27 protein-coding genes are annotated in these 25042 nt (G+C 50.2%); 17 read left to right on the top strand and 10 right to left on the bottom strand.

Features of this window, described 5'->3' with window-relative positions:
* The first annotated feature begins 6 nt into the window (after positions 1-6).
* Positions 7-897, top strand: a complete 891-nt coding sequence (locus tag AC6R0R_RS01870; RefSeq protein WP_334568190.1) for a LysR family transcriptional regulator — start codon at positions 7-9, stop codon at positions 895-897.
* Positions 898-1059: 162 nt separating this feature from the next.
* Here AC6R0R_RS01870 and AC6R0R_RS01865 read toward each other — a convergent pair whose 3' ends face one another.
* Both AC6R0R_RS01865 and AC6R0R_RS01860 read right to left on the bottom strand, forming a co-directional pair.
* Positions 1060-1563: a hypothetical protein gene (locus AC6R0R_RS01865; protein ID WP_500625494.1), complete on the bottom strand. Its 504-nt coding sequence runs from the start codon at positions 1561-1563 to the stop codon at positions 1060-1062.
* Between the two features lie 32 nt (positions 1564-1595).
* Positions 1596-2108 (bottom strand): nicotinate-nicotinamide nucleotide adenylyltransferase, encoded by a 513-nt coding sequence (locus AC6R0R_RS01860; protein WP_500625493.1) that lies wholly within the window; start codon positions 2106-2108, stop codon positions 1596-1598.
* Positions 2109-2244: 136 nt separating this feature from the next.
* Between AC6R0R_RS01860 and nadE the strand changes: the two genes are divergently transcribed.
* Together nadE and AC6R0R_RS01850 are read left to right on the top strand one after the other, a co-directional pair.
* Positions 2245-3072 (top strand): NAD(+) synthase, encoded by an 828-nt coding sequence (gene nadE, locus AC6R0R_RS01855; protein ID WP_500625492.1) that lies wholly within the window; start codon positions 2245-2247, stop codon positions 3070-3072.
* Between the two features lie 338 nt (positions 3073-3410).
* Positions 3411-3959, top strand: a complete 549-nt coding sequence (locus AC6R0R_RS01850; RefSeq protein WP_334553325.1) for an MSHA operon transcriptional regulator — start codon at positions 3411-3413, stop codon at positions 3957-3959.
* A 168-nt stretch (positions 3960-4127) separates the two neighbouring features.
* On the opposite strand, the gene AC6R0R_RS01845 is transcribed toward AC6R0R_RS01850, so the two are convergent.
* A complete protein-coding gene (locus AC6R0R_RS01845) occupies positions 4128-5021 on the bottom strand; it encodes a DMT family transporter (RefSeq protein WP_334553321.1) in 894 nt (297 codons plus the stop codon).
* A gap of 99 nt (positions 5022-5120) precedes the next feature.
* On the opposite strand from AC6R0R_RS01845, the gene AC6R0R_RS01840 reads away from it, so the two are divergent.
* Positions 5121-6536 carry an aminotransferase-like domain-containing protein gene (locus AC6R0R_RS01840; RefSeq protein ID WP_500625491.1) on the top strand — a complete coding sequence of 472 codons (1416 nt, stop codon included), beginning with the start codon at positions 5121-5123 and terminating at the stop codon, positions 6534-6536.
* A gap of 142 nt (positions 6537-6678) precedes the next feature.
* Here the strand turns inward: AC6R0R_RS01840 and hutZ are convergent, their stop codons facing one another.
* From hutZ to AC6R0R_RS01825, 3 genes are all read right to left on the bottom strand, one after another.
* On the bottom strand, positions 6679-7209 hold the full coding sequence (gene hutZ, locus AC6R0R_RS01835) for a heme utilization protein HutZ (RefSeq protein WP_500625490.1): 531 nt from the start codon (positions 7207-7209) through the stop codon (positions 6679-6681).
* Positions 7210-7270: 61 nt separating this feature from the next.
* On the bottom strand, positions 7271-7801 hold the full coding sequence (gene hutX, locus AC6R0R_RS01830; RefSeq protein WP_500625489.1) for a heme utilization cystosolic carrier protein HutX: 531 nt from the start codon (positions 7799-7801) through the stop codon (positions 7271-7273).
* Positions 7801-8001: a hypothetical protein gene (locus AC6R0R_RS01825; protein WP_500625488.1), complete on the bottom strand. Its 201-nt coding sequence runs from the start codon at positions 7999-8001 to the stop codon at positions 7801-7803. Before AC6R0R_RS01825 ends, hutX begins: the two co-directional genes overlap by 1 nt.
* Positions 8002-8167: 166 nt before the next feature.
* On the opposite strand from AC6R0R_RS01825, the gene AC6R0R_RS01820 reads away from it, so the two are divergent.
* The 6 genes from AC6R0R_RS01820 (at position 8168) to AC6R0R_RS01795 (ending at position 13016) form a co-directional block, all read left to right on the top strand.
* Positions 8168-9028, top strand: coding sequence for an energy transducer TonB (locus AC6R0R_RS01820; protein ID WP_500625487.1), 861 nt, complete (start codon positions 8168-8170; stop codon positions 9026-9028).
* Positions 9028-9738 (top strand): MotA/TolQ/ExbB proton channel family protein, encoded by a 711-nt coding sequence (locus AC6R0R_RS01815; RefSeq protein ID WP_500625486.1) that lies wholly within the window; start codon positions 9028-9030, stop codon positions 9736-9738. The genes AC6R0R_RS01820 and AC6R0R_RS01815 overlap by 1 nt, the downstream gene beginning before the upstream one ends.
* Positions 9735-10148, top strand: coding sequence for an ExbD/TolR family protein (locus AC6R0R_RS01810; protein WP_500625485.1), 414 nt, complete (start codon positions 9735-9737; stop codon positions 10146-10148). Before AC6R0R_RS01815 ends, AC6R0R_RS01810 begins: the two co-directional genes overlap by 4 nt.
* Positions 10149-10338: 190 nt before the next feature.
* Positions 10339-11118 (top strand): heme/hemin ABC transporter substrate-binding protein, encoded by a 780-nt coding sequence (locus tag AC6R0R_RS01805; RefSeq protein WP_500625568.1) that lies wholly within the window; start codon positions 10339-10341, stop codon positions 11116-11118.
* Between the two features lie 78 nt (positions 11119-11196).
* Positions 11197-12234, top strand: a complete 1038-nt coding sequence (locus AC6R0R_RS01800; RefSeq protein ID WP_500625484.1) for a FecCD family ABC transporter permease — start codon at positions 11197-11199, stop codon at positions 12232-12234.
* Positions 12234-13016: a heme ABC transporter ATP-binding protein gene (locus AC6R0R_RS01795; protein WP_500625483.1), complete on the top strand. Its 783-nt coding sequence runs from the start codon at positions 12234-12236 to the stop codon at positions 13014-13016. The genes AC6R0R_RS01800 and AC6R0R_RS01795 overlap by 1 nt, the downstream gene beginning before the upstream one ends.
* Positions 13017-13019: 3 nt before the next feature.
* Here the strand turns inward: AC6R0R_RS01795 and ppsR are convergent, their stop codons facing one another.
* Positions 13020-13856: a posphoenolpyruvate synthetase regulatory kinase/phosphorylase PpsR gene (gene ppsR, locus AC6R0R_RS01790; protein WP_500625567.1), complete on the bottom strand. Its 837-nt coding sequence runs from the start codon at positions 13854-13856 to the stop codon at positions 13020-13022.
* Positions 13857-14012: 156 nt separating this feature from the next.
* Between ppsR and ppsA the strand changes: the two genes are divergently transcribed.
* A complete protein-coding gene (ppsA, locus tag AC6R0R_RS01785) occupies positions 14013-16406 on the top strand; it encodes a phosphoenolpyruvate synthase (protein ID WP_500625482.1) in 2394 nt (797 codons plus the stop codon).
* Between the two features lie 194 nt (positions 16407-16600).
* Positions 16601-17269 (top strand): YiaD family glycine zipper/OmpA-like lipoprotein, encoded by a 669-nt coding sequence (locus tag AC6R0R_RS01780; RefSeq protein WP_420378220.1) that lies wholly within the window; start codon positions 16601-16603, stop codon positions 17267-17269.
* 48 nt (positions 17270-17317) lie between these two features.
* Here AC6R0R_RS01780 and shyA read toward each other — a convergent pair whose 3' ends face one another.
* The 3 genes from shyA to AC6R0R_RS01765 form a co-directional block, all read right to left on the bottom strand.
* The gene (shyA, locus tag AC6R0R_RS01775) at positions 17318-18622 is read right to left on the bottom strand and encodes a peptidoglycan DD-endopeptidase ShyA (protein ID WP_487902743.1); all 1305 of its coding nucleotides are present in this window, start codon (positions 18620-18622) and stop codon (positions 17318-17320) included.
* Between the two features lie 142 nt (positions 18623-18764).
* Positions 18765-19064, bottom strand: coding sequence for an isoamylase early set domain-containing protein (locus AC6R0R_RS01770; protein ID WP_334553297.1), 300 nt, complete (start codon positions 19062-19064; stop codon positions 18765-18767).
* A gap of 101 nt (positions 19065-19165) precedes the next feature.
* Positions 19166-19777, bottom strand: a complete 612-nt coding sequence (locus AC6R0R_RS01765) for a hypothetical protein (protein ID WP_500625481.1) — start codon at positions 19775-19777, stop codon at positions 19166-19168.
* Between the two features lie 249 nt (positions 19778-20026).
* On the opposite strand from AC6R0R_RS01765, the gene AC6R0R_RS01760 reads away from it, so the two are divergent.
* From AC6R0R_RS01760 to AC6R0R_RS01740, 5 genes are all read left to right on the top strand, one after another.
* Positions 20027-20686, top strand: coding sequence for a YoaK family protein (locus tag AC6R0R_RS01760; RefSeq protein WP_500625480.1), 660 nt, complete (start codon positions 20027-20029; stop codon positions 20684-20686).
* A 235-nt stretch (positions 20687-20921) separates the two neighbouring features.
* A complete protein-coding gene (locus AC6R0R_RS01755) occupies positions 20922-22292 on the top strand; it encodes a YjiH family protein (RefSeq protein WP_500625479.1) in 1371 nt (456 codons plus the stop codon).
* A 190-nt stretch (positions 22293-22482) separates the two neighbouring features.
* A complete protein-coding gene (locus tag AC6R0R_RS01750) occupies positions 22483-22965 on the top strand; it encodes a putative pterin-binding protein (RefSeq protein WP_500625478.1) in 483 nt (160 codons plus the stop codon).
* On the top strand, positions 22946-24043 hold the full coding sequence (locus AC6R0R_RS01745; RefSeq protein WP_500625477.1) for a GGDEF domain-containing protein: 1098 nt from the start codon (positions 22946-22948) through the stop codon (positions 24041-24043). The genes AC6R0R_RS01750 and AC6R0R_RS01745 overlap by 20 nt, the downstream gene beginning before the upstream one ends.
* A gap of 65 nt (positions 24044-24108) precedes the next feature.
* Entirely contained in the window at positions 24109-24909 is an 801-nt protein-coding gene (locus tag AC6R0R_RS01740; RefSeq protein ID WP_500625476.1) for a Cof-type HAD-IIB family hydrolase, read from the top strand.
* The last annotated feature ends 133 nt before the right edge of the window (positions 24910-25042 follow it).

Genomic DNA, 25042 nt, shown 5'->3' with positions numbered 1-25042 from the left:
GCCAGTATGGATTGGATTCAAAGTGTACACAGTTACCTTCGTGTCGTAGACGAAGGCAGTTTTAGCGCCGCTGCACGTAAACTCAACACCACCAACTCCGCGGTCAGCAAGCGCATTCACTGGCTTGAAGAGCGCCTCGGTGTCCAGCTGTTAAAGCGCACCACGCGCTCCGTCACCCAAACCGAAGCGGGCGCGCTTTTTTATCAACGGGCTAAAGTCCAATTGGATGAGTGGCAATCGATCGTCGATGAAACGCGCTCGGTCAATCAAAGCCCTGCTGGGCTACTCAAAATTGGCGCGACCTTGGCAATAGGGTCGAAATTTCTTGTCCAATACCTCAATGATTTCTTGCAGATGTATCCCGATATTCGTATTCAGTTGCTGACGACGACCCCCGGCCAACTGCCAGAATTGAGTTTGGATCTTTTTATTAGCCGAGAAATCGAGCAGCTTAACTCACTGAGTTTCAAAGCCTCCGCCTTGTTTGAACACAAAGGCGCCTTCTATGCGTCACCGTCCTACATCGCGCAGTATGGTGAACCTACCTCAGCGGATGATCTGCTCAATCACAACGTTCTGATGTGGGGAGAACGCCCACAGCGTGAAGTGAGGCTCAGTCAAGGACAGCGCTTGAGTTTATCCGGCAATTTCGCCACCACCAATCCAGAGGCGCTGTTTTATGCGGCCAAAAGTGGCATGGGCATTTTGCTCACTTACGATGTGATGATTAAAGAGGATCTCAAGTCCGGTGCATTAAAACGGATCATGCCCGACATCACTGCCGACGAAGCAACGGTGTATGCGTACTACCCAAAACTCGATTATCAGCACACTCGAACCCAACTGTTTCTCGATTATTTGAAGGCCAGACTCTCCGAAGAGCGCGTCCCTCTGTAGAGGATGTTCTCACCCGCACTGCGAAGTTGATCAATTGAGCAACCTGTCCATAGTTAAAGCGCAAGAGATCGCTGACGATCACACACAGTCGCGGCGATCGCTCGGCTAAATTAAATCAGAGATGTAATTGAACAAAGGTACGGCGCACAATCATTGGCGAGATTACAAAGGGACTTCGATGGTCATCATCACATCGCCTTCGTAGTCATCATGCCAGCGGTAGTCGAGCCTCATTCTTGGCTCGCCGGCTTTTTTGTCACCAAAACCGACACTGAACTGCAAACCATGATTGCGTAACCACTCATCCATGCTCATCGTGGCCATCTTTTCTTCGAGCTCAGAAGGCATCCACACGCCGACACCAAAATAGTTGGATGATAAGTGGCGGGACAAAATTGGGTTGCTGGCACTTTTCAATACCCAATCATCCCAGTAAGAGGCGTAGTCTCGACTGTCATCATCGAGATAGAACTCAAGATCGTCGAGCGCTTTAACCGTGTACTCGATACCATCTAGCATCGAAAAGCAGAGGCCTTGGGCTGAGTGAAACATCAGAGAGTTGGACGGCTTGTTTTTCTCTTCATACGAATAATCGTATAAATCGCATGCTTGTGATGCTAATGCCATTGCACCAAAACAAAACCCTATATATTGAGAAAAACGCATTCATATCTCTTATATAACCACTAAATACACCCTCAATAATACGCTTTTTTACTCAATATGCGATTCACTTTTTCTGTTGTCAGGTGGGAAATAGGCGACTTGTCCTGTAGGGCATTTCTTATGTCCGTACTGCGAATCGCCACCTTTTCTGGACAACTCAATACAGACCAACGAGTTAGGATCTCCTCGGCGTTATAAAACTTGGCAAAGTTTAATAAGTTGTCTGGCCCCATCACAAAAGTTAAATGGGCATTAGGGTATTGCGCCTCTAACGCTTGCAGGACAGCAAACGTCGTAACGCCACCATCTTGGCTAAGCAATCTTTCTTCGATTGGCGATCGCTCGACATTAGGCAGCGAGAGATCATCAATAAACGCATCCACCAGTTCACAACGCAGCGCATAATCGAGCATCACTTTGCCCCATGCATGCGCAATACTTGGCACGAGCAGCACCTTATCAAAATGAGTCAACGACTCTATGACGCTTTTATGCCCTAAACTGGGTGGATTAAACGCGCTTCCAAACACCGCAATATGGCTCATTTTCTTCCTTTCTGCTGCTAAACGGTCGTAGCAGTTTTCTAATCTGTTCAAATTGGTATGATATCGGCTAGACGCTTTAAGGGTATCAAGAATATCCGCAAATTTGAAAATACATTGCTTGCAGGAAGGAAACACAATGGAACAGTTGATTCGCGATGAGATGCGTGTCTTACCTTCAATTGACCCTGAATTTGAAGTGACACGTCGAGTCGATTTTATTAAACGCAAACTGCGAGAAGCAGGCTGCAAGTCTTTGGTACTGGGGATCAGTGGAGGGGTGGACTCCACCACTTGTGGCCGCTTGGCTCAGCTAGCCGTTAACCAACTCAATGAGGAAACCGATGGCGGTTACCAGTTCATTGCCGTCCGCTTGCCCTATGGTGAACAGAAAGACGAAGATGAAGCCCAAATTGCATTGAAATTTATTGAGCCGACACATTCTGTCTCCGTCAATATTAAAGCGGGTGTGGATGGTATTCACGCCGCCACACAAACCGCCCTTGAAGGCACCGACTTGCTACCGACTGACGCAGCAAAATTGGATTTTGTTAAAGGCAACGTGAAAGCGCGCGCGCGCATGGTTGCGCAGTACGAGATCGCAGGCTATGTGGGCGGGCTCGTACTCGGCACCGATCACTCAGCGGAAAACATCACTGGCTTTTACACCAAGTTTGGCGACGGCGCCTGTGACCTTGCACCGCTATTTGGTTTGAGCAAACGTCAAGTTCGTGAAGTGGCCGCTCACCTCGGCGCCCCAGAGCTATTAGTGAAAAAGACGCCAACCGCGGATCTTGAAGAACTGGCACCACAAAAAGCCGATGAAGACGCGTTGAACCTCACCTATGATCAGATCGATGATTTCTTAGAAGGGAAACCGGTATCAGAGGAAGTCTCGCAGCGTCTTGTGCACATCTACACCATCACGCAGCACAAGCGTCAGCCTATCCCGACCATCTACGATTAATCTTATCGATAGATGCAGCGCGTTTGACGCCCCGTCACACGCGCTGCCCTATCACCCATCACCCATCACCCATCACCCAATTATGCCCTCCCCCTACCCAACGTCCACCTAAGCCGCTTTATTCGCTATTATTGGTCGTATCAATAAAACGACTAGCACCTCGGCACTGTTTTCACTAAAATGCGACCGATCAAACAAATTTCTTTCATTATCGCGTTAATATACCCATTAAACGCCGCTTAACGTCGCGTTGGCTTGGGTGATAATGAGCGACGTAATAACCAAAAACCATGCATGTTGCAGCCCAGGTGGCTGACTGTAGAAAAGTGTGATTGTTTATGGACCAAGATAAGTTTACCAATATTTATCGCTTACCCACGGCGATTCAAATTCGCATTGGCAAATGGCAGCAGACCTTCAACGGGACATCAGACATTGTGCTTCACCGTGCTATTGAAGCGCGTAATAAACAGTACCGTAAACCTGATTTTTTCCCGGCGGGGTGGTGCGTCAACCTGTTTGATAATCAGGACATCTCCATCACCGAGCATGGTAAGTATATTCAAACCGCGATGCGTACCATGATGGACCGTAAGGTGTCGTATAAACGCATTTACCTCTCTCGTGTGCCGCTTGAGCAAGCGACGCCAGCCTTGGTGGCGTTCAAACAAGAGTTCATCGCTAAGCACAATCGTGTGGCGAAAAAATACAATCAAATTAAGAAAAAACAGTTCTTGCGCTTCGCATTAGAAGAGCTAGAGACACTCTATCCCTCGATACCAAAAGAGAAGTTTGACGTAACACTGTGGAACAAATTGGTGGTGTCAGAGCTCGGCCAAGCGAAGAAATTTGATAACCCCTACTTCGTGAAAAAGCACACCGTCTAGACCGCGCTGAGATTACGCCGCCTTGACGATATCAGTCTGACGTTAGAGACCGCTATCATCGTAGTCCGTCACTCGTATTTGGCTAAAGTCTCTTGATAACGGCTTTGTCCTTGCTCACCCGACATCGACTTAAGCCGTTCAATGCCGCGCTGCAAATTGGCGATGTTTTTAGACGCGTGCCCACTTTCTGATTCGCGGCACAGTCGGCGCTTTGGTGACCAAGAATACCGCCAAAGCGGCTAAAACAAAGCCCATCACGCCCATCGCATCGAACGATTCACCAAACATCAACCACGCTTGGATGGCGGTGACAGGTGGAACAAGATAAAACACCGACGCCACACTCGACGCCACGCCATTTTCCACCATATAGAGCAGCAATAGAATCGCAACGCAAGAGAGCACGACCACCAGCCACACCAAGGTCATGATAAAGGCAGGAGACCAAACAATCACATTGGTTTCAAAGGTCAGCGCGACGGGTACAAACAGAAGTCCCGCGGCAAAATACTGCACGGTGGCCCCTCCAACCATATCCACGCCTTGGCAAAAACGCTTTTGGTACAGGGTGCCCAATGTAATGCCGATGAGCGACACCAAACAGACGGCAACCGCTAAGGTTTTGTGTTGCTCAGATTGCCAGTCCATTTTACCCATAAGCACAAGGCTAATACCCGCAAACCCAATCACCAGCCCTAACCACTGTGAGGGTTTAAACGAGTGCTGAGTGAAGACCACCAACAAAAACGCAGTAAGAATGGGTTGCAGACCAACCAACAGAGAGCTGAGACCCGCAGGCATACCAAGATGGATTGCAAAGTACGTACCGCCGAGATAAAAGCCGTGAATGAACAGCCCTACCACGCCACTATGAAGTAACGCTTTACCTCTCGGCAAGCGACGACGAAGTAGCACAATCAACAGCAGGAATAACGCGACGTTGGCGATCATTCGCAGTGACAACAAGGTCGCTGGCTCGGCGTACTGAAGACCAAACCTTGCTCCAACAAACCCCGATGCCCACAGCACCACAAACACAAAAGGGATCAATCGCACCCACATACACATTCTCCTCGCTTTTTATTCTGTTTTAACGTTACTGTAGTGGGTACAGGTTGATTTTAAAGGCACAGATCAGGTTAGTTTTATGGGTACAGAAAGATGGACAGTCGCAGCAAGTATCGCCAAGTAGAGCAGATCATTCGCCAAGGTATCGAGGAGGGTCGATATGCCAGTGATGACAAATTGCCCTCTATTCGCACTTTATCCACGGAGTTAGACGTGGGCAAAAACACCGTCATTCGCGCCTATCAAGAACTCGAAGCGCAAGGCGTGATTTATACGCAGCAGAGATCGGGCTACCGAGTCAGCGCTAAAACGACACCACAGGTCCCCACTCAAAGGCCCACGCAAGTCGATTTGCTGAGCGCTTGCAAAGAGATTCTCACCTACACCCCAAGCCAAGAACGGCTCATAACCGGCTCTGCACACCCTTTTATCGACACACCGGCGATCAAAAGCCTGTACGCCGAAATTGGCCGCCACAGCCGACGCCAAGCCCACATTCCTAGCCACTACCAACTGCCACCGGGGAACGATTTGCTGATCCGGCAGCTGGCAAAAATAAGCCATGATTTGGGGGTGGATGCGCGCGGCGAGTCTTTGTCTGTCACCCATGGTGCCCAACAAGCGATCAGCCTCGCCCTGCGTGCACTGACACAGCCAGGCGACATCGTCGCGGTCGAATCACCTTGTTACTTTGGCAATCTGCTACTGATGGAATCGCTGGGCCTTAAAGTGGTGGAAGTGCCGAGTTGTCCTCGAGATGGCATAGATCCCAACGCACTTGAGCAAGCACTTGAACGCTGGGATATTGAGGCGATTTTAGTCACACCCAACTTTACCAACCCAACGGGAGCCTGCATGCCACTCGCAGCCCGTAGTCGATTACTTGAGGTGTCAGGCGCGGTGCCCATTATTGAAGATGATGTGTTTGGTGCATTGGCCTACGACCAAAGCATCACGCCACTGAAAACACTCGATAAGGACAACCGGGTCATCTATGTCAATTCGCTCTCGAAGATGCTCGATTCACGGTTGCGGATCGGCTGGATTATGGCGGGTCAATACCAAGCGCAGATTGAGCGTTACCTGATGAGCGATAACATGGGCAGCCTTAACCTGATGCAGTCTGCCGTGGCAGAGTTTCTCACCACCGGTAAATACCGCTCGCACGTGCAGAAAATGCGCCGGCTCTATCAGCACAACACTAAACTGTTTATCACCCAGTTGGATCTCGCCTTGCAGCGCTATCCCACCCTTTCAGGTCGCTATTCACTACACCAACCGCAAGGCTCTTTTTTAGTCTGGCTAACCTTGCCCGACCACTGCGACAGTCAAACCATCTATCAACACGCGAAGCCACGTGGAATAAGCCTTCTCCCCGGCTCACTCTTTGCCACCGGCACGCAATTCCAACACTCGATGCGCTTTAGCTGCGCCAACTTAACCACCACCGCGGATTGGAAGCAAGGTATTGAGGATTTGGCAAGCCTCATCGCCCAATCCTCTCACTGAGTCTTCTTAGACAATTAAAAGGGAGCCTGTGATTACCCTAACAGACTCCCTTTTGTCGTTTATCGCTGATTGATTTAGGCGGCAGCTTTCTTTAAGCGGATGATGGCTTTAAGCAGATGATTACTTTAAGCACCTGACTATATTACGCGTTAGAGGCTTTGCGATGCCCTTCTTGCAGGTGGACAAAATCCACCAAATCGTCACCAGATACCTGATACGCCTGACCAAATCCCTTAACGAACAAGCCCTGCTCTGCTTTGAGATTAAACAGCACAAAGTCTTGCAACTGACTCAAGCCATCAATGATCTCACCAAAGCGCTCTTGCATCTGCGCGATCACTTGTCGCCATTGTTCGGTTTCTCGCTCCACAACGTGTGCAGTGGCATCAAAGGTTAAGCGCTTGCGAGCAAAGAGTTGCTTGGAGCTGTCTTCATCTTCGATCAACATGATGGACACCGTCGGATTCGCCTGCAAATTGCGCGCGTGACGGGCAATCTCAGAAATCAGCACAAAGTATCCCTCTTGATTTTGTACAAACGGCGCGTAACTGACGTTGGGTTTGCCATGTTCGTCAACTGTCGCCAACTGCAATGTCTTACGCGCTTGACGAAATTCTTTGATTTCTGGACCTAAGCGACCTTGCAAGCGTTCCTGCTTGACCTGTTGTTCCATGTTGAGCTCCTGATTGTCTTTCTCAATTTTATGATTGTTGTTAAGTCCTGGCCGTGCGCGGTTACTTTGATAAACCTTTATAATATGCATGCCACTGGTGAAACTGTTCAACCTGACTCGCAATGAGTTCACGTTTTTCATCGCGCCCCAAGTAGATCTTGAAGATGTTGTTGCCCTCTTGACTAAAGAAACCAAAATAGTGGCTCTCACGTCCCATAAAAGGCTTACTGACCAAGGCAATCGCACGTACGTTGTCGAGTTTGAGATGCCCATGCATCTGACCTTCGCGTCCCATTAGGTTGTAGTAGCCGCGGGCCACTTTCCCTTTTGGAAACGGAGCTTTGACTTCAAAAATAGAGCCAAATGAGTGCACGATTGTCGTTACTGGCCCAAAGTCAACCAACGCTTCCAGCATAGCTTGCGCATGGTCGCCCGAGACCAAGGTCACCATCTCCGTCGGCAAAGCGGCCACCACGTCATACTCACTGACTCCTAACTGCTCTGCGATGGCAGCAGGCAACAATGTTGGGTCACTGTCTAATAGCGCTGCGACTTGCTGAACAAGCGTGTCTGGCTGTTGGGTCTTTGTCATTACTGAATCCATAAACGTTCCATTTCTAAGCGATTGAACCGACATGATGAGGGCTCATTGAGGCGGGTTGGTAATAAAATTGTAGAACCTTGATCGCCGCTTGTGCCAAGTCTTGAGGTTTTCTCCGCGAAGGCAAAATGCAACGGATCAGAGGTTTCTTTACCGAGTACTGATTCATCAAATTGATGGATATCCAACATGCTATTTACTCGCTTAGCGCTTGTCAGCTCTTGCTTCGCGCCAAAATCTTAAAAACTGGACAAGATCATAATTCCGCGCTAATGATAATGCAATTGATAATTGATCTTATTTGCATTGTGAGTAATAATCTTGGCAATTTGTTGATGTCGGACAAGAGAAATCACCGTGAATGTAAAACGCTACACTATCGCAGGAACGCTCTCACTAGCGGTTCACGGGGCCATATTACTCGTCGCTCATGAAGCGAAAGTATTTGCGATGCCCGCGGGAACGCAGTCTCAAAGTGTCTCAATTAACTTTAAAGCAGCGGCAGTTCCAGCGCCTAGTGTCTCGCCAGAGGCCGACCTGCCCGTGAAACCGGAACCTGCACCGATCAAAGCGGCAGCTATTGCCGAGCCGATCCCGACACCGATGCCCACGCCAGATAAACCTGCGGTGAAGGCAGACAAAGCTATTGTGAAACCGGACACAGCTGTAGTTAGACCAGAAAAAACAACAGTGAAAAAGCCGGTCAGCAAAGACCCAATCAAAAAGGTGGTCGCCAAACAAGAAACGACGAAACCAGTCGTGGCGAAAACGCCCCCAAAAAAGGCGGCGCCTACGCCGAAAAAAAACGCCAAGGTGACCAATACTCAGGCAGCGCCTGCCGACGCCAAGCCAACAGAAACAACTCCGGCGGAGCCTGTCCCAACGGACACCGCAAAGGTCCCACAAAAAGCCAATCAAGGCGCCAGCGCGCAGCCCATCTTGGTCGAGAAGCCCTCTTTCTTGAGTCGCCCAACCGCGCCTCACTACCCAAGACTGGCGAGAAAACGGGGGTTGGAAGGCGTCGCTTTGTATGAAATCTGGCTCGACGATGAAGGAAATCAAGTCAAACAAGTGCTTATCAGCTCATCCGGAGCCACCTTGCTCGATAAATCCGCGTTGGATGCGATTAAGCAGTGGCAGTTTTCTCCTCACACGGTGAATGGCCACTCCATGGCCCACCGCGTGCATATTCCCGTTCGTTTTAAGTTGGATCGATAATGGAACACATTGAACAAATACAGCAACAACTGGGCCTTATGGCTTGGCCCCTGATTTTCTGCTCTGCACTGACGGTCATGATCATCCTCGAACGCTTGTTCCAAGTTCTGGTCAGCACCGGTGTTGGCAAGCGCGCCGTATCACGAGAACTCAACCAACTGAGCCCGACGGACAATCAAGCCATTGAACAACTTGCGAAACGTTGGTCACCACGTCGCACGCTGCTTTTTAAGGGTGTGGCCATGGTGTTAGCCCATCACTCCTTTGCGAAGTCACTTCGAGAAGATGTGGCCGGGATGTGGTTACAAGAAAAACGCCACCAGCTCAATTCTGGGTTGCGCCTATTGACCTTGATTGGCGTCATCAGCCCGTTGATCGGATTGCTCGGCACCGTGCTTGGGCTGATTGAGATGTTTAAAGGCGTGGCGGCCTCTTCGGGTAACATCACGCCCAATGATCTGGCTGACGGCCTTGGCCTCGCCATGCGTACCACCGCTGCAGGGCTTTTGATCGCGCTTCCCGCCATCGCTGGCGCGCAGTTGCTGGGGTTGTGGGCCGACCGCGTTACCGCCAAGCTCGAGCACACATTAAATTACGTCAATTTATGGTTGGAAGGGGTCAGCGTGCAAGCCAATACACCGCCGATGACCGTGACCAAAAACTCTGATGAGCATGTTCACCCCATCCGAGAAAAGCGAGTGAACGCATGATCAAGTTACCCCACAATGAATCACGATTTGGGCTGACACCGGATCTCACACCACTGCTCGACATCATCTTCATCGTGATGGTGTTTTTGATGCTGACCGCGGCGGTAAAACTTGATTCATTGGAAGTGGATCTGCCCACCACCGACTCGAATCAGGTGTCTACGGTGGATAAGCGCTCTCTGACCATCAACATTCTCGATGCGGCGCCGCATTGGGCGATAGACGGCCAAACCTATCTCGATTGGCACAACTTTACGCTCGCTTTGCTCGAGCAACACCAATCGAACCCGCAACCGATCGTTATCGGCGCAGAGAAAACCGCCGACGTTCAGCATTTGGTCAAACTGCTGGCCTACTTACAAGAAAACGGCATTCAAGCCACGCAGCTGCTGACTGAGCAGCCCAATTAATTTAAGGCAAACCTTGTTTATGACTCAACGTATTATATTCTCTGAACGTACTAAGTTATCTCAGCACCCTAGCCAGACAGCGCGTGCTACACGAACTTTCTCAAAAGCAAGATGGGGACGCACGATCGGCCGCCTCACTGCGGCGGTGTCACTGTGTGCGCTCTCGCTCACCGCCTTCTCTCACCATGCGATGGCAAGCGAGCGCATCATAAGCGCCGGCAGCGCCGTTACTGAGCTATTGATTGCGCTAGACCAGCAGCAAAGTCTCGTTGCGGTGGATGTCACCAGTGAACTGCCAGAGGGGCTCACACTGCCCAAAATTGGCTATCATCGCCAACTATCATCAGAAGGGCTATTGGCTTTAGGCCCGAATCGACTCATTGGTTCCGATGAAATGGGCCCCGCGTCTGCGCTCGCTCAGCTTAAATCAGCGGGCGTCGCGGTGGATATTGTCAACACCAAACCGACCGCCGAAGGGCTACTTGAGCGAATTGATGAGATTGCCGCGCTGACGGACTCTAGCGAGCATGCTGCGCAACTCAAGCAGAATATCGAGCATCAACTGGCCAATTTAGAACAGCGCCGTCAGCAGATCGCGACGCCGAAAAAAGTGCTGTTTTTGTTGATACATGAAGGTCGCCCCGCCAACGTCGCTGGGGCAGATACCACGCCTAACGCGATTATTGAACTTGCGGGCGGCATTAACCCTGCAGCTTCGACACTTTCTTCCTACAAACCGCTATCGAGTGAGGCGATGGTCGAGATGCAACCCGACATCATCCTCGTCAGTGGCCGCAGCTACCAAAGCTTGGGCGGTGCGGATGAGATATTAAAAAAATTGCCGATGCTCGCGGCCACACCTGCGGGTCAAAACAAAGCCTTCATCCAAATTGATGGTCATGCTTTAGTCGGTGGATTGGGGCTGAAAAGTTTGGCTGAAGCGGAGCGCATCAGCGCGTTGCTGCTGTAACCCGCCACGCAAGCGACAAGCCCCAGACTGGCAACATACAAGACTGGATTGTGACTTTAACGCTATGATATTAAACCTATGATTTTGAAAAGAATCCCGCTACCCATTACGCTCGGTCTTTTTGCTGTCTTACTGCTTATCACAGCGATCAGCTCAATCACCGTTGGGCCAATGAATATTGGATTTATCGAGAGTGTACAGAGCTTGTTGCTTAAATCGGAGCAACTGGCACCGCACGTGCATTTGGTGATCCATGAAATTCGCTTTCCGCGTACCCTATTGTGTATGTTAGTCGGCGCGATTTTAGCCCTGTGCGGCACGGTGATGCAGGGGCTGTTTCGCAACCCACTGGCCGAACCGGGGATCATTGGTGTCTCTGCTGGGGCCTCCTTGGGGGCAGCGATCGCCATTGTGATGTTTGCCGATGTGTTCGCCGAATACCCAACCTTGATGAACATCGCCGCACTGCCCATGTTTGCTTTTTTGGGCGGCGCGTTAACCACGGTCCTGGTCTACAAATTGGGCACCAGTAAGCTGGGGACGTCTGTCACCATCATGCTGCTAGCAGGGGTAGCGATCAGTGCCCTTTCTGGGGCAGGCATTGGCTATATGAATTTCATCGCGGACGATCAAATGTTGCGCGATCTGTCGCTCTGGTCGATGGGCTCACTGGCGGGCGCAAACCTCACGAGCCTTGCGCTTTGTAGCGTCACCTTGCTGATTCTTGGCGCTTGCTTTTATCGACGGGCGATGGCGCTCAATGCTCTCTTGCTTGGCGAAGCGGAGGCGGCGCATCTTGGCATCGCCGTTCAGCGTCTCAAACGTCAGTTGATTCTACTGACCGCCGTTGGCGTTGGAGTCACGGTGAGCGTCTCAGGGATGATCGGCTTTATTGGCTTAGTGATTCCCCATTTAGGACGCATGTTGACCGGACCAGATCACCGCAGCCTGCTGCCCATCTCTGCACTGATGGGCGCACTGCTGCTCACCTTTGCCGATATGTTTTCTCGTGTTGCGGTCGCCCCTGCTGAACTGCCTGTGGGCATCGTCACGGCAATCATTGGCGCACCATTTTTCATCTATCTGCTGTTTCAACAAAAAGGGAAGATTTTGTAATGGACGCTCCAGCCATCTCCGCTCAAGGTCTGTCGATGCACTTTGGTCAGCGCTGTGTACTGGATAACATCGACCTTGATATTCACGCCGGAGAAGTGACCGCGCTGCTCGGGCCAAACGGCGCGGGGAAAAGTACCTTGCTGAAATTGTTGTGTCAGGAGATCCCTTCACGTCACGATATTCGCTATTTTGGCCGCGCAGCAAACCAATGGCCAAGTGATGAACTGGCCAGACACTTAGGCATGCTTCCTCAGCACAGCACCCTAAGTTTTCCGTTTCTTGCCCATGAAGTGGTGGAGCTTGGGGCGATACCGCTCAACTTGGCGCACAAACAGACCCAAGCGGTAGCGGCTAAGTACATGTCGCTCGCCGATGTCAGCCACCTGAGTGAACGCTTGTACCCCTCCCTGTCTGGCGGAGAGAAACAGCGCGTGCATCTCGCGCGAGTGTTAGTCCAACTCGATCAATCCGCTGAGAAGAAAATCCTCATGCTCGACGAACCGACCTCCGCACTGGATCTGGCCCATCAGCACAACACACTGCGAATTGCACGCCAATTAGCCGATGAACACCATACTGCCGTCGTCGTGGTGCTGCACGACCTCAACCTCGCGGCGCAATACGCCGATCGACTTGTGATTCTGCATCAGGGAAAAATTGCCTGTGACGCCAAACCTTGGCAAGCGTTAACGCCAAGTCTCATCGAGCAGGTTTACGGCTACCGAGCATTAGTCAATCGCCATCCCTCGTTGGACTTCCCCATGGTAATGCCCGCTGCGTAAACCTTAGGAGAGCAGACGCCGTCTTAAGCCGGCGCGCTCCAATACGCGCGCGCAAATTTCTTCCACGGATAACGAGGTGGTGTTGATGTAGGGAATCGCCTCACGGCGAAACAGTGCTTCAACATGTTCAAGCTCTTGTTGGCACTGCTGACTACTGGCGTAATCGCTGTCAGCCAGTCGGTTCTGGCGAATCTGCGTTAGGCGCTCAGAATCGATAGTGAGGCCGAACAATTTGTGTCGCACCACTTCAAACTCCGGCAATAACCTCAAACGCTGAATATCTTGCTCGATAAACGGGTAGTTCACGACCCGCAAACCAAACTGCATCGCCATGTAGAGACTGGTCGGTGTTTTACCGCTGCGCGACACGCCCAATAAAATGATGTCCGCCTCATCCAAGCCTCTGAGAGTAATGCCATCATCATGTGCAAGGGTGTATTCAATGGCGGCAATGCGGTCAAAATAGCGATGTGAATCTTTACTGACACTGCGCGAACGTTGCAACTTGGGTTTGGCCTCCATCTGAATATCGTCTTGGACTTTTTGCACCAAGCTTTCCAATACGTCGTAGCAATGCGCCGGAGCCTGCAATAGCTTGGCCCTCAGTTCACCAATCACCATAGAGAAAAACACCAGCGGCTTGACGCCGTGGGTACGATACGAGGCGTCAATCTCTTTAACCAGCGCTGCTAATTTCTCTTCACTTTCCACGAATGGAAAGGTCTTTTCATTGGCGTGAAAAGAGAACTGCCCCAAAACGACATGTCCTAATGTCTCGCACGTGAGTGCCGTGCCATCAGAAACATAGAATACATCACGACTTTGACTATCAATTTGCATGGTTTGTTGAATAGCTAAAATAATGTTGAGTAGGATGACATTCATAATATCGATAATAAAACCCTGCTGACTATTACGTCCCCCACAGCTTTTTAAATTGGTTCGCCTTTTTTAAGTTGATACGTAATCGTTTGCTTTAAGTCCCTACAAGCTGCAATGTTTCTGGAGAAAGACATGCAAAAGAACACCCTCTGGTTTAATGGTCTATCCATGGATGATGTCGACAAAGTCGGCGGTAAAAATGCGTCCCTCGGAGAGATGGTGTCCAACCTAGCCAATGCGGGCGTGAGCGTCCCCAACGGCTTTGCCACCACCTCTTATGCGTTTAACCGCTTCCTCGACTTTGAAGGCCTAGATGACCGAATTCACCAACTGCTCGATGACCTGAACGTCGACGATGTTGAAGCCCTACGCCAAACCGGCGCCACCATACGACAATGGGTGCTTGATGCGCCATTCCCCGCCGACCTCGAAGCCGATATTCGTGAGCATTATCTGCAATTGGTCGACGGTAACCCCGAGCTTTCCGTCGCTGTGCGATCTTCTGCCACTGCCGAAGATCTTCCCGACGCCTCCTTTGCCGGACAACAAGAGACCTTCCTCAATGTCACCGGTGTAGAAGGAGTACTCGAAGCGACCAAGCACGTCTACGCCTCGCTCTTTAATGACCGCGCGATCTCTTATCGTGTGCACCAAGGCTTTGATCACCGCGGCATCGCCCTTTCTGCAGGGATCCAGCGCATGGTGCGGTCCGACAAAGCGGCCTCCGGCGTCATGTTTACCTTAGATACAGAATCGGGCTTTGACCAAGTGGTGTTCATCACCTCTGCGTGGGGGCTGGGAGAAATGGTGGTTCAAGGGGCGGTAAACCCAGACGAATTCTACGTCCATAAACCGCTTCTCGAAGCCGGTCACCAACCGATTGTAAAGAAAACCTTCGGCTCTAAACTGATCAAGATGATCTACGCGAATGACACCACGATTGGCAAACAAGTCGAGATTGTCGATACCAACGAGAAGGAACGGGAACAGTTTTCTCTGACCGATGAAGAAATCAAACAGCTTGCCCAACAAGCGATGATCATCGAGCGTCATTATCAACGCCCGATGGACATTGAATGGGCCAAAGACGGCATTGATGGCAAACTCTATATCGTTCAGGCGAGGCCAGAGACGGTCTGCTCTCAGAATGAACAAAACGTCATTGAGCGCTATGAGCTTAACGACAAAGCAAACGTGCTAGTCGAAGGACGCGCAATTGGGCAACGTATCGGCCAAGGCTCTGTGCGTCTTGTCGACTCGCTGGATGAAATGAGCTTAGTCCAAGAAGGCGACGTGCTGGTTACTGATATGACCGACCCCGATTGGGAGCCGGTGATGAAAAAAGCCTCAGCCATCGTCACCAACCGTGGTGGGCGAACTTGCCATGCGGCCATCATTGCGAGAGAGCTTGGCATTCCAGCCATCGTTGGCTGCGGCGACGCCACGGAGCGCCTTTGCAGTGGCCAGGCGGTCACCGTCTCGTGCGCAGAAGGCGAATCAGGTTATGTCTATGAAGGCGAACTGACGTTTGAGATCAAACGCTCTTCGGTCGATGAGCTCCCTCTTTTGCCAACCAAAGTGATGATGAACGTCGGTAACCCAGATCGCGCTTTCGACTTTGCCCAAATCCCCAATGAGGGCGTTGGTCTTGCGCGATTGGAGTTCATCATCAATAAAATGATTGGCATCCACCCGAAAGCATTGCTCATTTTTGACCAGCAAAGCGACGCGCTCAAAACTCAGATCCGCCAACGTATCCGCGGCTATCACGACCCTATCGACTTTTACGTCAGCAAACTGACCGAAGGGATTGCCACCATAGCGGCAGCGTTTTGGCCCAAACGCGTCATTGTGCGCATGTCGGATTTTAAGTCGAACGAGTACAGCAACCTCATCGGCGGCCAAAGTTATGAGCCTCATGAAGAGAACCCCATGCTCGGTTTCCGTGGCGCCTCGCGCTATATCTCTCCAGTATTCGAAGACTGTTTTGAGCTGGAAACCTTAGCCATCAAGCGCGTACGCAACGAGATGGGATTAAAGAACGTTGAGATCATGATCCCCTTTGTTCGCACACCAAGCGAAGCTGCTTCGGTGATCGATCTTCTCGCCAAGTTCGATTTACGACGCGGCGATCAAGGGCTGAAAGTGATCATGATGTGCGAACTGCCGTCAAACGCAGTGCTCGCTGACGAGTTTTTAAAATACTTTGATGGTTTCTCGATTGGCTCAAACGACATGACGCAATTAACCCTCGGGTTAGACCGTGATTCTGGCGATGTCGCGCATCTGTTTGATGAGCGAAATCCGGCGGTCAAAGCCATGCTGAAAATGGCCATCGACGCGGCAACCAAAGCGGGCAAGTACGTGGGGATCTGTGGTCAAGGGCCATCAGATCATGATGACCTTGCCGAGTGGCTAATGCAGCAAGGGATCAGCTCCGTCTCTCTTAATCCTGACACGGTGATCGATACTTGGCTAAAACTGGGAACGGTTAAACCAAACCAGTAGCCCTGGCTGCGTAGTCAACTTAGCTAGCCCCTCTCGCGCCGCCTTCAAAGGCGGCGCTTTTTGTTATGATACCGAGCACCATACGTCACTTAAGTGTTAATTTTTAGTAAGTTATCGTTTTGTCAGACTTACAAAATGACGCTGTTCCTTTAAGGTAAGCACACACTTGAAACAGGATGAATCGAGCTATTATGATGAACAAATCCCTAACTTTACTCTCTCTCTGCACTCTACTCGCTGGGTGCCAAGCCACACAGCGTCAGAACGCCACCACAGGTGAAACCGAAACCAATGCAACCACTCAAGGTGCCCTAATTGGCGCGGTATCAGGCGCACTCGTCGGCCTAGCGACAGGCGATAACGCAACAGAACGCAGACAACGTGCACTGGCAGGGGCCGCAGCGGGCGGCGCGGTGGGTGCTGGAGTGGGTTATTACTTTGACCAGCAAGAAGCGGCGCTGCGTGAAGAGTTACTCAATTCAGGGGTTCAGGTGAAACGGGTGGGAGAAGATCAAATCCAACTTGTGATGGAAAACGGAATTGGTTTCGCCAGTGATTCCTACCAGTTGGACGCATCGATCTACAACACGCTCAACGGCGTCGCGCGTATATTGGTCGAATATCCAGATACCGTATTGATGATTGCAGGACACACGGACAGCACAGGAAGTGAAGCCTACAACCAAAGTCTCTCACTCAAACGCGCGGAGTCAGTGAGAACCTATTTGATGTATCAGAAAGTGGCGACCAACCGCTTATCAACCCTTGGAATGGGCGAAAGTACGCCAATTTGTAGTAATGACACCGCACAAGGGCGAACCTGTAACCGACGGGTAGAAATTAGCATCTATCCCGCCAAGTAATTACTGCTCGCGTCTGCTCCTTAATCACAAACAACCAGCGCCAGCGCATCAACTCGCTGGCGCAGATTCCCCTTCTCTGGCCCACTCCATCTCTTGCTGACGCAGCATCTCATCAAGCTCTGCTTTGCGCGCCTTGAAGCTCGCCATTTCTGCTTTTGGAACCGAGTTGGCCATCGGGATATTGGCTTTCATCGCATTCACCGCGCGGCCGCGGTCAAGGAGTTCGTAATGGATATGGGGGCCGGTTACCCGCCCCGTCGCTCCAGATAAACCAATTCGCTGCCCACGACTTACCGTTTGGCCTTTGCGAACTAAGATTTTACTTAGATGCAAATAACGCGTTTTGTAGCGGCTGCCGTGTTCAATCACCACGTATTTACCTGCGTAAGGGTGGTCACGTGTCATGACGACAACGCCATCACCCGTTGAGACAATCGGTGTGCCGGTTGGGGTTGCCCAGTCCGTGCCGTTGTGCGGTGCAACACGTCCGGTAACAGGATGCAGGCGAGTAGGGTTAAAATGCGAACTTAAGCGATAGTTGCCACCGACTGGCTTACGTTGGAACGCACGCTGTAGGCTGTCCCCTTTCGCATCATAGTATTGGCCGTCACTGTGCAAATACGCCGAGAGGGTTTGACCACGATTGTGGATCTTAACCGCTTGTATCTCGCGATTACCCGTCAACGTTTCACCGACGTATTGACGAGACTGTACCACTTCGAAACGATCGCCCGCTCGCAAGTCACGAGCAAAATTGATCTTATCTTTCAGTAAGCTGACAATCTGGTCGACTTCGCTGCTGCCGAGGCCAAGCGCGTAGCCAGATTGCGAGAAGGTGCCGTTGATTTCGCCCACCATTGGAAAGGCTTTCCATTCACCTGGAATTTTGACGTCGCTGTACTCATAGTTGCCATCATCCAACCGCGTGTAAACTGCACGCTCGACCAAGCTAAACTCAAGCTCCATCTTCGCCAGTTTACGATTTTCATCACGCCAAAAACGCAAGGTATTGCCGGGGCGCAGTGTATCTAGAGCGAGATAGTTTAAATCCGTCTCCATGATCTGCATCAGCTCGCTATAACCAAAGCCCAATTGATTAAAAATGGTGCTTAGGTTATCGCCTGATTGGATCACGTATTCGTAATCTGGGATATCCACCGTCTCGTCGTGTTCCGCGAGCCAGTCATTCATCAGTGTGGATTCTGGGAGAGAAAGCTCAATAGTGCGATGATAGCGACCTGAATTCGGGGCAGACGACAAAGCCACAGCGATAAAAATCGGTAAACTTAATACGGCCATCTTTTTACGCTTAGAGAGCTCTTTAAAGCGTAATGTCAGACTTTTCGCTTGCACAATGCTACCTATAGAGAGAAATAACGAAGCCGTAAGATTACGAATTTATCCACTAAAAGTCATCTTTTCTAATGTAAAGATTGGATCGAAAAAGGCGCTTACGCGCCTTTTTGCAGTTGATGTCGCTAAAACCCTAAACGTTCTATTGATAGGTCGATAGCAAGCCGTTGTCATCACCAAAGCCATTCGGCTTGTATTGGTCTGCATTGGCATCATTGACCCACTTGTTGTTGTCGACCAAGTAACGAAATTCGAAGTGTTGGTCTTTGGGTAGTCGGGTTTTGAATTTGAAGCTTTTCGACTTCGCCACTTTCTTCATTTCGACCGGTTGCCAATCAAGAAAATCTGCGACGAGTGCCACCGATTGGTCAGCGTTTGCTGCATCCAACTCGAAGGTGACTTCGACTTCATCTTTGGTTTTGAAAAAACGTTTGTTGATCATAGTTTACTCCGTTAACGACGTTAAAATGTCCATCTCATCCTTGTTAGCTTACAAATATGCGCAACAGTTTGCATCAAAAACAATGTAAAACCCTATTAATATTATGGTCGAATTGCCCAACTATTTTGTTCGGTCACAGTCATCATTATAGTGCGCGTTACTTTGGGTTCCTCACTCATAGGTTGATCTTCCTCACGAGTTCGCAGTGTAACGGCGATCACATCCTGATTGCGCTCTACCGCTTCCACCACGATTCGATCACCCAGCAGCACTGCATCACGCGAGATCATTCTCTGGCGGGCGGAGTCATATTCAAACAGGGCTAGATAGTAAAAAAGACCACTGCCTTGATTGGATACGATGAGCGGCGCGGCGTAGCGGCTCTCTCCCAGTTCGATCAATTGATGCGTGTCGACCCAAATATCACCGCGTACTTCACCGTCTTGATATTGTCCTATCGCTCTTGCATCTTGACGTCGGGTAAGCAAGCTGTAGGCGGTGGTTTCTGGAACTTTAATCGTCCAGGGATTGGGCGTCGCAATGCCAAAGACCTGTTGCATGAGAGCATCTTGCGTCGGTGTAGGCTGAGGAAACTTCGCTCGAATCTCCTCATCAGACAAACTGAAGCGGTAAAGACCGGCAGCGGCAACGACCACCAGCAAGACAATCGGAATCAATAAAATAAGGGGAATGGGAAGTCGGCGCTTTTTCATGATGATCACTTCACAACAGAGGTTTTCAAAGAGGGATTATTTTCAAACACATCGTATTTTCAAACATATAGTAACAGGCGGGTCAGTGAGGCAAAACGCCTATCCACAATTAATTTCGCCTGCGGCTCTGTGCCACCACGAAATCACCATGCGCGCTCTGCTAAGAGGCCAGATAAGGAGGCCACATAAGTCAGCTGCAACTTTTGGGCTGACGCGTATAATGTCCTGCTTAACAAAAGGGGGATCACGGTGATTTCAAAACTACCACGCTGGGTAGAGCACGGCGCATTTTTATTGGCACTACTGGCCGGAACCGTCAATGCGATTGGCTTGTTGGGTTTCCAGCACCAGTCCGTGTCTCATATCTCGGGTACCGTGACACTACTGGGCACTAGCCTCTACCTCTTCGATCAACAGACGCTGCACCTCTTATGGGTGGTACTCAGCTTTCTGCTCGGCGCGATACTCAGTGGCGTCTTTATCGAAAGCACCGCGCTGAAATTGGGCCGCCGCTACGGGGTGGCACTCTGCTTTGAAAGTGGACTACTTTTGCTCGCCTACCTGCTGCTTAAAGAGGGGCACACCAGTGGTCAATATCTCGCGTCTGCTGCTTGTGGGCTGCAAAACGCCATGTTAACCACCTTCAGCGGCGCGGTTGTGCGCACCACCCACATGACGGGTATCGTCACTGATTTGGGCATTATGATCGGTGCACGCTTGCGCGGGGAAAAGTTCGATTATCGCAAAGCCAAACTCTTCTCCTTTATCTTCGCCGGGTTCTTGCTCGGCGGCACTGCCGGAGCGGGTTTATATGCACAGCTAAGCATTGCAGCACTGCTTGCGCCCGTTACCCTTGCCCTGTGTCTCGCGCTCAGCTATTGGCTCTACCTCTATATTTCACCCAAATAAACCCGCTTAGTTGCAACACAATCCCAAACAATTTAACATTCACAAAACAAACCACTGCATTGCCAAGCTAATATCGAGTTTACATCTGAATATTTAGGGATAATTATTGAATAGTATTGCACGGCATAACAAAAGGCAGTAATCTTGCGCCCCATGACTAAATAGGGATGTTTAGTGAATATGTATGCCAAGGGATACGGCAATACTATTGACCAGATGTAACACGAGATTTGTAATGCAAGAAAACGCTCAATCTATCAATCAGCCAAAAGGGAAGAAGAACTTCTGGATGTTCTTTATTCCGTCTTTGTTGGGTCTGTTTGTCTTTATGGCGCCGATCACGTTTGACGGTGACATCACTATCCCTGTGGCCGTATTGGCGAAATCGATTCAGGCACTGTTCGGTGACGCTCTGGTCGGCATGGTGACGTCCATCATTAGCTTCATGGCGGTTGCCTCGCTACTTTGTCGTATTAAAACGCCGGCTTTTATTGCCAACAGCGACTTCTTAAACGGCCTGTTTAACCCATCACCACTTTGGCTTGCTGTGCGTGTGATCGGTGGTCTTGCCGTTGCGATGACCTACTTCCAACTCGGCCCAGAGGCAATTTGGGAAGAAAACACCGGCGGCCTAGTGCTGGAAGGTTTGTTGCCAACTCTTTTCTCTGTGTTCATTTTTGCTGGCTTGCTGCTTCCTTTGCTGCTCAACTTTGGCTTACTAGAGCTGTTTGGCACCTTGCTCAGCAAAGTCATGCGCCCAGTGTTCAATCTACCTGGACGCAGTGCGATTGACTGTATGGCTTCTTGGCTAGGCGATGGTTCCGTCGGTATCCTGCTGACCAGTAAGCAGTACGAAAACAAGTTCTACACGCAACGCGAAGCGGCGGTCGTTGGTACGACCTTCTCTGCCGTCTCCATTACGTTTAGTTTGGTGGTATTGGCCCAAGTCGAACTTGAGCACCTATTCCTACCTTTTTACGGCGCTATCTGTTTAGCCGGTGTGGTTGCCGCGATCATCATTCCAAGACTGCCACCCCTAAGCTACAAGAAAGACACCTTCATCGACGGTAATAAACCGGATGCCGAAGCGGACGCTCTGCCAGCCGGACATAACAGCTTCACTTGGGGTCTTGAGTTGGCTCTGAAGAAAGCCTCACAAGTGACCTCATTAAAAGGTGTGTTTGGTGAAGGCGTGCGTAACGCTGTCGACATGGTGTTTGGCGTACTGCCAGTGGTTATGGGTCTGGGTACGATTGCACTTGTGATTGCTGAGTACACCTCGGTGTTTGCCTTCTTAGGCCAGCCATTCATCCCATTCCTAGAGCTGCTACAAATCCCAGAAGCCGCAGCGGCGTCGCAAACCATGGTGGTCGGTTTTGCGGACATGTTTATCCCTGCCATCCTTGCAGCTTCTATCGACAACGAAATGACGCGCTTCGTCATCGCTGCGATGTCTGTGACCCAGCTAATCTACATGTCTGAAGTGGGTGCACTGCTGCTTGGGAGCCGCATTCCTGTCAATATTTTTGAGCTGTTCGCCATCTTTATCTTGCGTACGCTCATCACCTTACCTGTGATTGCGGGTGTCGCGCATCTGATCTTCTAATGTGCGCCTCTGGTGACGATTGACGCAAAGCCCCGCTATGGATTTCATAGCGGGGCTTTGCGGTTTCTGTACCTTGTCTATACTCAATAAATTAGTATCAATATTGATAAAAACGTTTTGCTCACCTGCAAAACAATCATATAATCAATAATTATATTAAAAATATTGTCCGACTCTTTGGGGAGAGATCATGAGAAGAGTGCTTGCGCTGTTCGCTGCGTTGTCTGTTTTTAGTGCTTCAGCCTCTAGCTTAGTGATTCGCATCACCGATCGCGATCCTATCACCCTCTCTCATGAAGACATCGTAGCGAATTTCGAACCCACCACCTTCTCTACGACCCTACCTTGGTTCGACGGCAAAAAAACCTTCACCGGCTTCAAAGTCTCATCGTTAGTTGATTACTACCGCGCGACCAATACCTTCTCCGTCTCTTTTGTCGCCCTAAATGATTACGCGGCGAGCTCAAGAATCGAAGACATTCTTAAGTATGAGCCTATCGTGGCGTACGAAATAGATGGAGAAAAAATGAAAGTGCGAAATAAAGGCCCCTATTGGCTGGTCTTTAACTTAAGTCAGTTCCCTGAAATAGATAATGCTGCATTTCGTTCACAAATGGTGTGGCAGATCGATGAGATATTAGTGCATACCGCCGATGATGAGTCCAAAGAGTAAAGACGACCACTTACACGCCATTCTTGCCAAAGCGAAAGTACTGTTAATCGTGCTTTCGGCAACCCTGTTCATTATTAATCTCTATTTTCTTACCTCAACACGCCAGTTAGCGGCCTCCTACAATGAACAGCAAAACCAAGCCACATGGTTTTTGTTTCAGTTGAACAAAGAGTTTTCTGAACTCAGAGCGATTACACCGTTCGCAGCGGACAGTGAAGAGTACTACGATCGCACCCTACTCAAATATGAGTTGACCTGGAGCCGTTTCGACATACTTCTCAGTAGCAAAGAGGCGGACAACCTGATTACCCTTCCCGGTGCCGCCTCATTCTTTAGTGACTTGTTCCGCCAGTTTAAGCAGCTAGAACCCGAGCTCATAGCGCTCAACTCACCGGATCAGGCCAAAGCGCTGTGCGATGATATTGACGCGCTCTACATGTCGATGATTCAGTACGTCAACACCAATTTTAGAATTAAAAGTCCGCTCTACCTGTCACAAATGAGCCAAGCGCAAAGTTTAACTCAGGCGCAATTTGTCTTGATGGTACTGCTGTTCGTCTGCGCGTGTATAGTTGGCTACATCATTCACAAAGACGCCATTTACCATAAGCAATTGGCGCTCACCGATTCTCTCACCGGGGTGTCCAATCGTTTGGCCATGTTCAACGATATGGCCGAGTGGGTGGAACAAGGCCAGTCATTCAACCTCTACCTTTTAGACTTAAACGGCTTTAAAGAAGTGAATGATCGTCATGGTCACCAAGCGGGCGATGAAGTGCTCGCCACGGTTGCCCATCGCCTCAATAAACTGGAAGCTTACTGCTATCGAATCGGCGGCGACGAGTTTGCTTTGGTCTACCTTGGGGATACGCATCCACAGCATCACTGGAAGCAGATTGAAAGCTGTTTTAGAAAGACTATTGCTATCCGCGCGGGTACCCAAGTCTCCATATCAACCAGTATTGGTACTGCGCACTACCCGCATGATGGTGCATCACTGAGCCGACTCATCTCTATTGCCGATGCCAATATGTACGAAATGAAGTTTGCCAAGCTTGAACAGAAATCCATTGGCTAACGCCTGTTTTGACGATCAATCAATGTTATCATGGCCGAAAATCCACTTCGTCAATGATTAACCTTATGCCCCAACACCCGATCAAATTCATTGCTGCCGACATGGACGGTACGCTGCTCGATGAAAACAGCCAGCTGAATCCGGAATTTTTCGAACTCTATCCACAACTCGAAGCGAAAGAGATCATTTTCGCGGCGGCCTCAGGCAGACAGTACTACAGCCTGATGGAAACCTTCTCCCCAATAAAAGATCGCATGATGTTCATTGCCGAAAACGGCACGCTGGTGATGCATCAAGGTCAAGAGCTCTACCGCTGTGAAATCGACAAGCAAGATATTGCCGATATTATTCGAGAGGCGAGACGCATAGACGGCGCCTACATCGTGCTGTGTGGTACTCAATCGGCATACATCGAAACCCAAGCAGAAGAAGCGCTCAACGAGTTCAAAAAGTATTATCATCGCTGTCAGTACGTCGAGGATCTTCTCGACGTTGACGATGACTTTATCAAGGTCGCCATTTTGCATTTCGGTGGTAGCGAGGCGCTGGTTTACCCAAGCGTATCCTCGCAATTTGGCGACTCTCACCAAGTGGTAGTGAGCGCAAAAATCTGGCTCGACATCATGAACAAGCGTGCCTCTAAGGGGGCGGCGATTGAACATCTACAATCAACACTCGGTTTCTCTTTCGAACAGACGATGAGCTTTGGCGACTACCTCAATGACCTAGAAATGCTCAAAGTGAGCTACCACTCCTACGCCATGGATAACGCGCATCCGAAAGTGAAAGAGGTCGCCCGTTTTCTTGCGCCGAGCAATAAAGAGGCAGGGGTGTTTAAGGTGATCAAGGCCACCCTTCTCAGCTAACCTCGGCGTTGATAGAGTAAGCGTCGCGCAGTATGACGTTTACTCTTCTCCTTTACCCACATTTACACGACTTGACCTTACTTGACACCCGATTTGCTACGCTTTAATTAGCCAAATAGAGGGAGGATGTGTC

It is taken from the genome of Vibrio sp. R12-SW3-ISO1 (assembly GCF_059834005.1).
This window is presented reverse-complemented; position numbering and strand designations above follow the sequence as displayed.

Coding starts and splice junctions, on each gene's coding strand:
- AC6R0R_RS01870 (WP_334568190.1), top strand. CDS start 7: ATGGATTGGATTCAAAGTGTACACAGTTACCTTCGTGTCGTAGACGAA.
- AC6R0R_RS01865 (WP_500625494.1), bottom strand. CDS start 1,563: ATGCGTTTTTCTCAATATATAGGGTTTTGTTTTGGTGCAATGGCATTA.
- AC6R0R_RS01860 (WP_500625493.1), bottom strand. CDS start 2,108: ATGAGCCATATTGCGGTGTTTGGAAGCGCGTTTAATCCACCCAGTTTA.
- nadE (WP_500625492.1), top strand. CDS start 2,245: ATGGAACAGTTGATTCGCGATGAGATGCGTGTCTTACCTTCAATTGAC.
- AC6R0R_RS01850 (WP_334553325.1), top strand. CDS start 3,411: ATGGACCAAGATAAGTTTACCAATATTTATCGCTTACCCACGGCGATT.
- AC6R0R_RS01845 (WP_334553321.1), bottom strand. CDS start 5,021: ATGTGGGTGCGATTGATCCCTTTTGTGTTTGTGGTGCTGTGGGCATCG.
- AC6R0R_RS01840 (WP_500625491.1), top strand. CDS start 5,121: ATGGACAGTCGCAGCAAGTATCGCCAAGTAGAGCAGATCATTCGCCAA.
- hutZ (WP_500625490.1), bottom strand. CDS start 7,209: ATGGAACAACAGGTCAAGCAGGAACGCTTGCAAGGTCGCTTAGGTCCA.
- hutX (WP_500625489.1), bottom strand. CDS start 7,801: ATGACAAAGACCCAACAGCCAGACACGCTTGTTCAGCAAGTCGCAGCG.
- AC6R0R_RS01825 (WP_500625488.1), bottom strand. CDS start 8,001: ATGTTGGATATCCATCAATTTGATGAATCAGTACTCGGTAAAGAAACC.
- AC6R0R_RS01815 (WP_500625486.1), top strand. CDS start 9,028: ATGGAACACATTGAACAAATACAGCAACAACTGGGCCTTATGGCTTGG.
- AC6R0R_RS01810 (WP_500625485.1), top strand. CDS start 9,735: ATGATCAAGTTACCCCACAATGAATCACGATTTGGGCTGACACCGGAT.
- AC6R0R_RS01805 (WP_500625568.1), top strand. CDS start 10,339: ATGGCAAGCGAGCGCATCATAAGCGCCGGCAGCGCCGTTACTGAGCTA.
- AC6R0R_RS01800 (WP_500625484.1), top strand. CDS start 11,197: ATGATTTTGAAAAGAATCCCGCTACCCATTACGCTCGGTCTTTTTGCT.
- AC6R0R_RS01795 (WP_500625483.1), top strand. CDS start 12,234: ATGGACGCTCCAGCCATCTCCGCTCAAGGTCTGTCGATGCACTTTGGT.
- ppsR (WP_500625567.1), bottom strand. CDS start 13,856: ATGCAAATTGATAGTCAAAGTCGTGATGTATTCTATGTTTCTGATGGC.
- ppsA (WP_500625482.1), top strand. CDS start 14,013: ATGTTTCTGGAGAAAGACATGCAAAAGAACACCCTCTGGTTTAATGGT.
- AC6R0R_RS01780 (WP_420378220.1), top strand. CDS start 16,601: ATGAACAAATCCCTAACTTTACTCTCTCTCTGCACTCTACTCGCTGGG.
- AC6R0R_RS01770 (WP_334553297.1), bottom strand. CDS start 19,064: ATGATCAACAAACGTTTTTTCAAAACCAAAGATGAAGTCGAAGTCACC.
- AC6R0R_RS01765 (WP_500625481.1), bottom strand. CDS start 19,777: ATGAAAAAGCGCCGACTTCCCATTCCCCTTATTTTATTGATTCCGATT.
- AC6R0R_RS01755 (WP_500625479.1), top strand. CDS start 20,922: ATGCAAGAAAACGCTCAATCTATCAATCAGCCAAAAGGGAAGAAGAAC.
- AC6R0R_RS01750 (WP_500625478.1), top strand. CDS start 22,483: ATGAGAAGAGTGCTTGCGCTGTTCGCTGCGTTGTCTGTTTTTAGTGCT.
- AC6R0R_RS01745 (WP_500625477.1), top strand. CDS start 22,946: ATGATGAGTCCAAAGAGTAAAGACGACCACTTACACGCCATTCTTGCC.
- AC6R0R_RS01740 (WP_500625476.1), top strand. CDS start 24,109: ATGCCCCAACACCCGATCAAATTCATTGCTGCCGACATGGACGGTACG.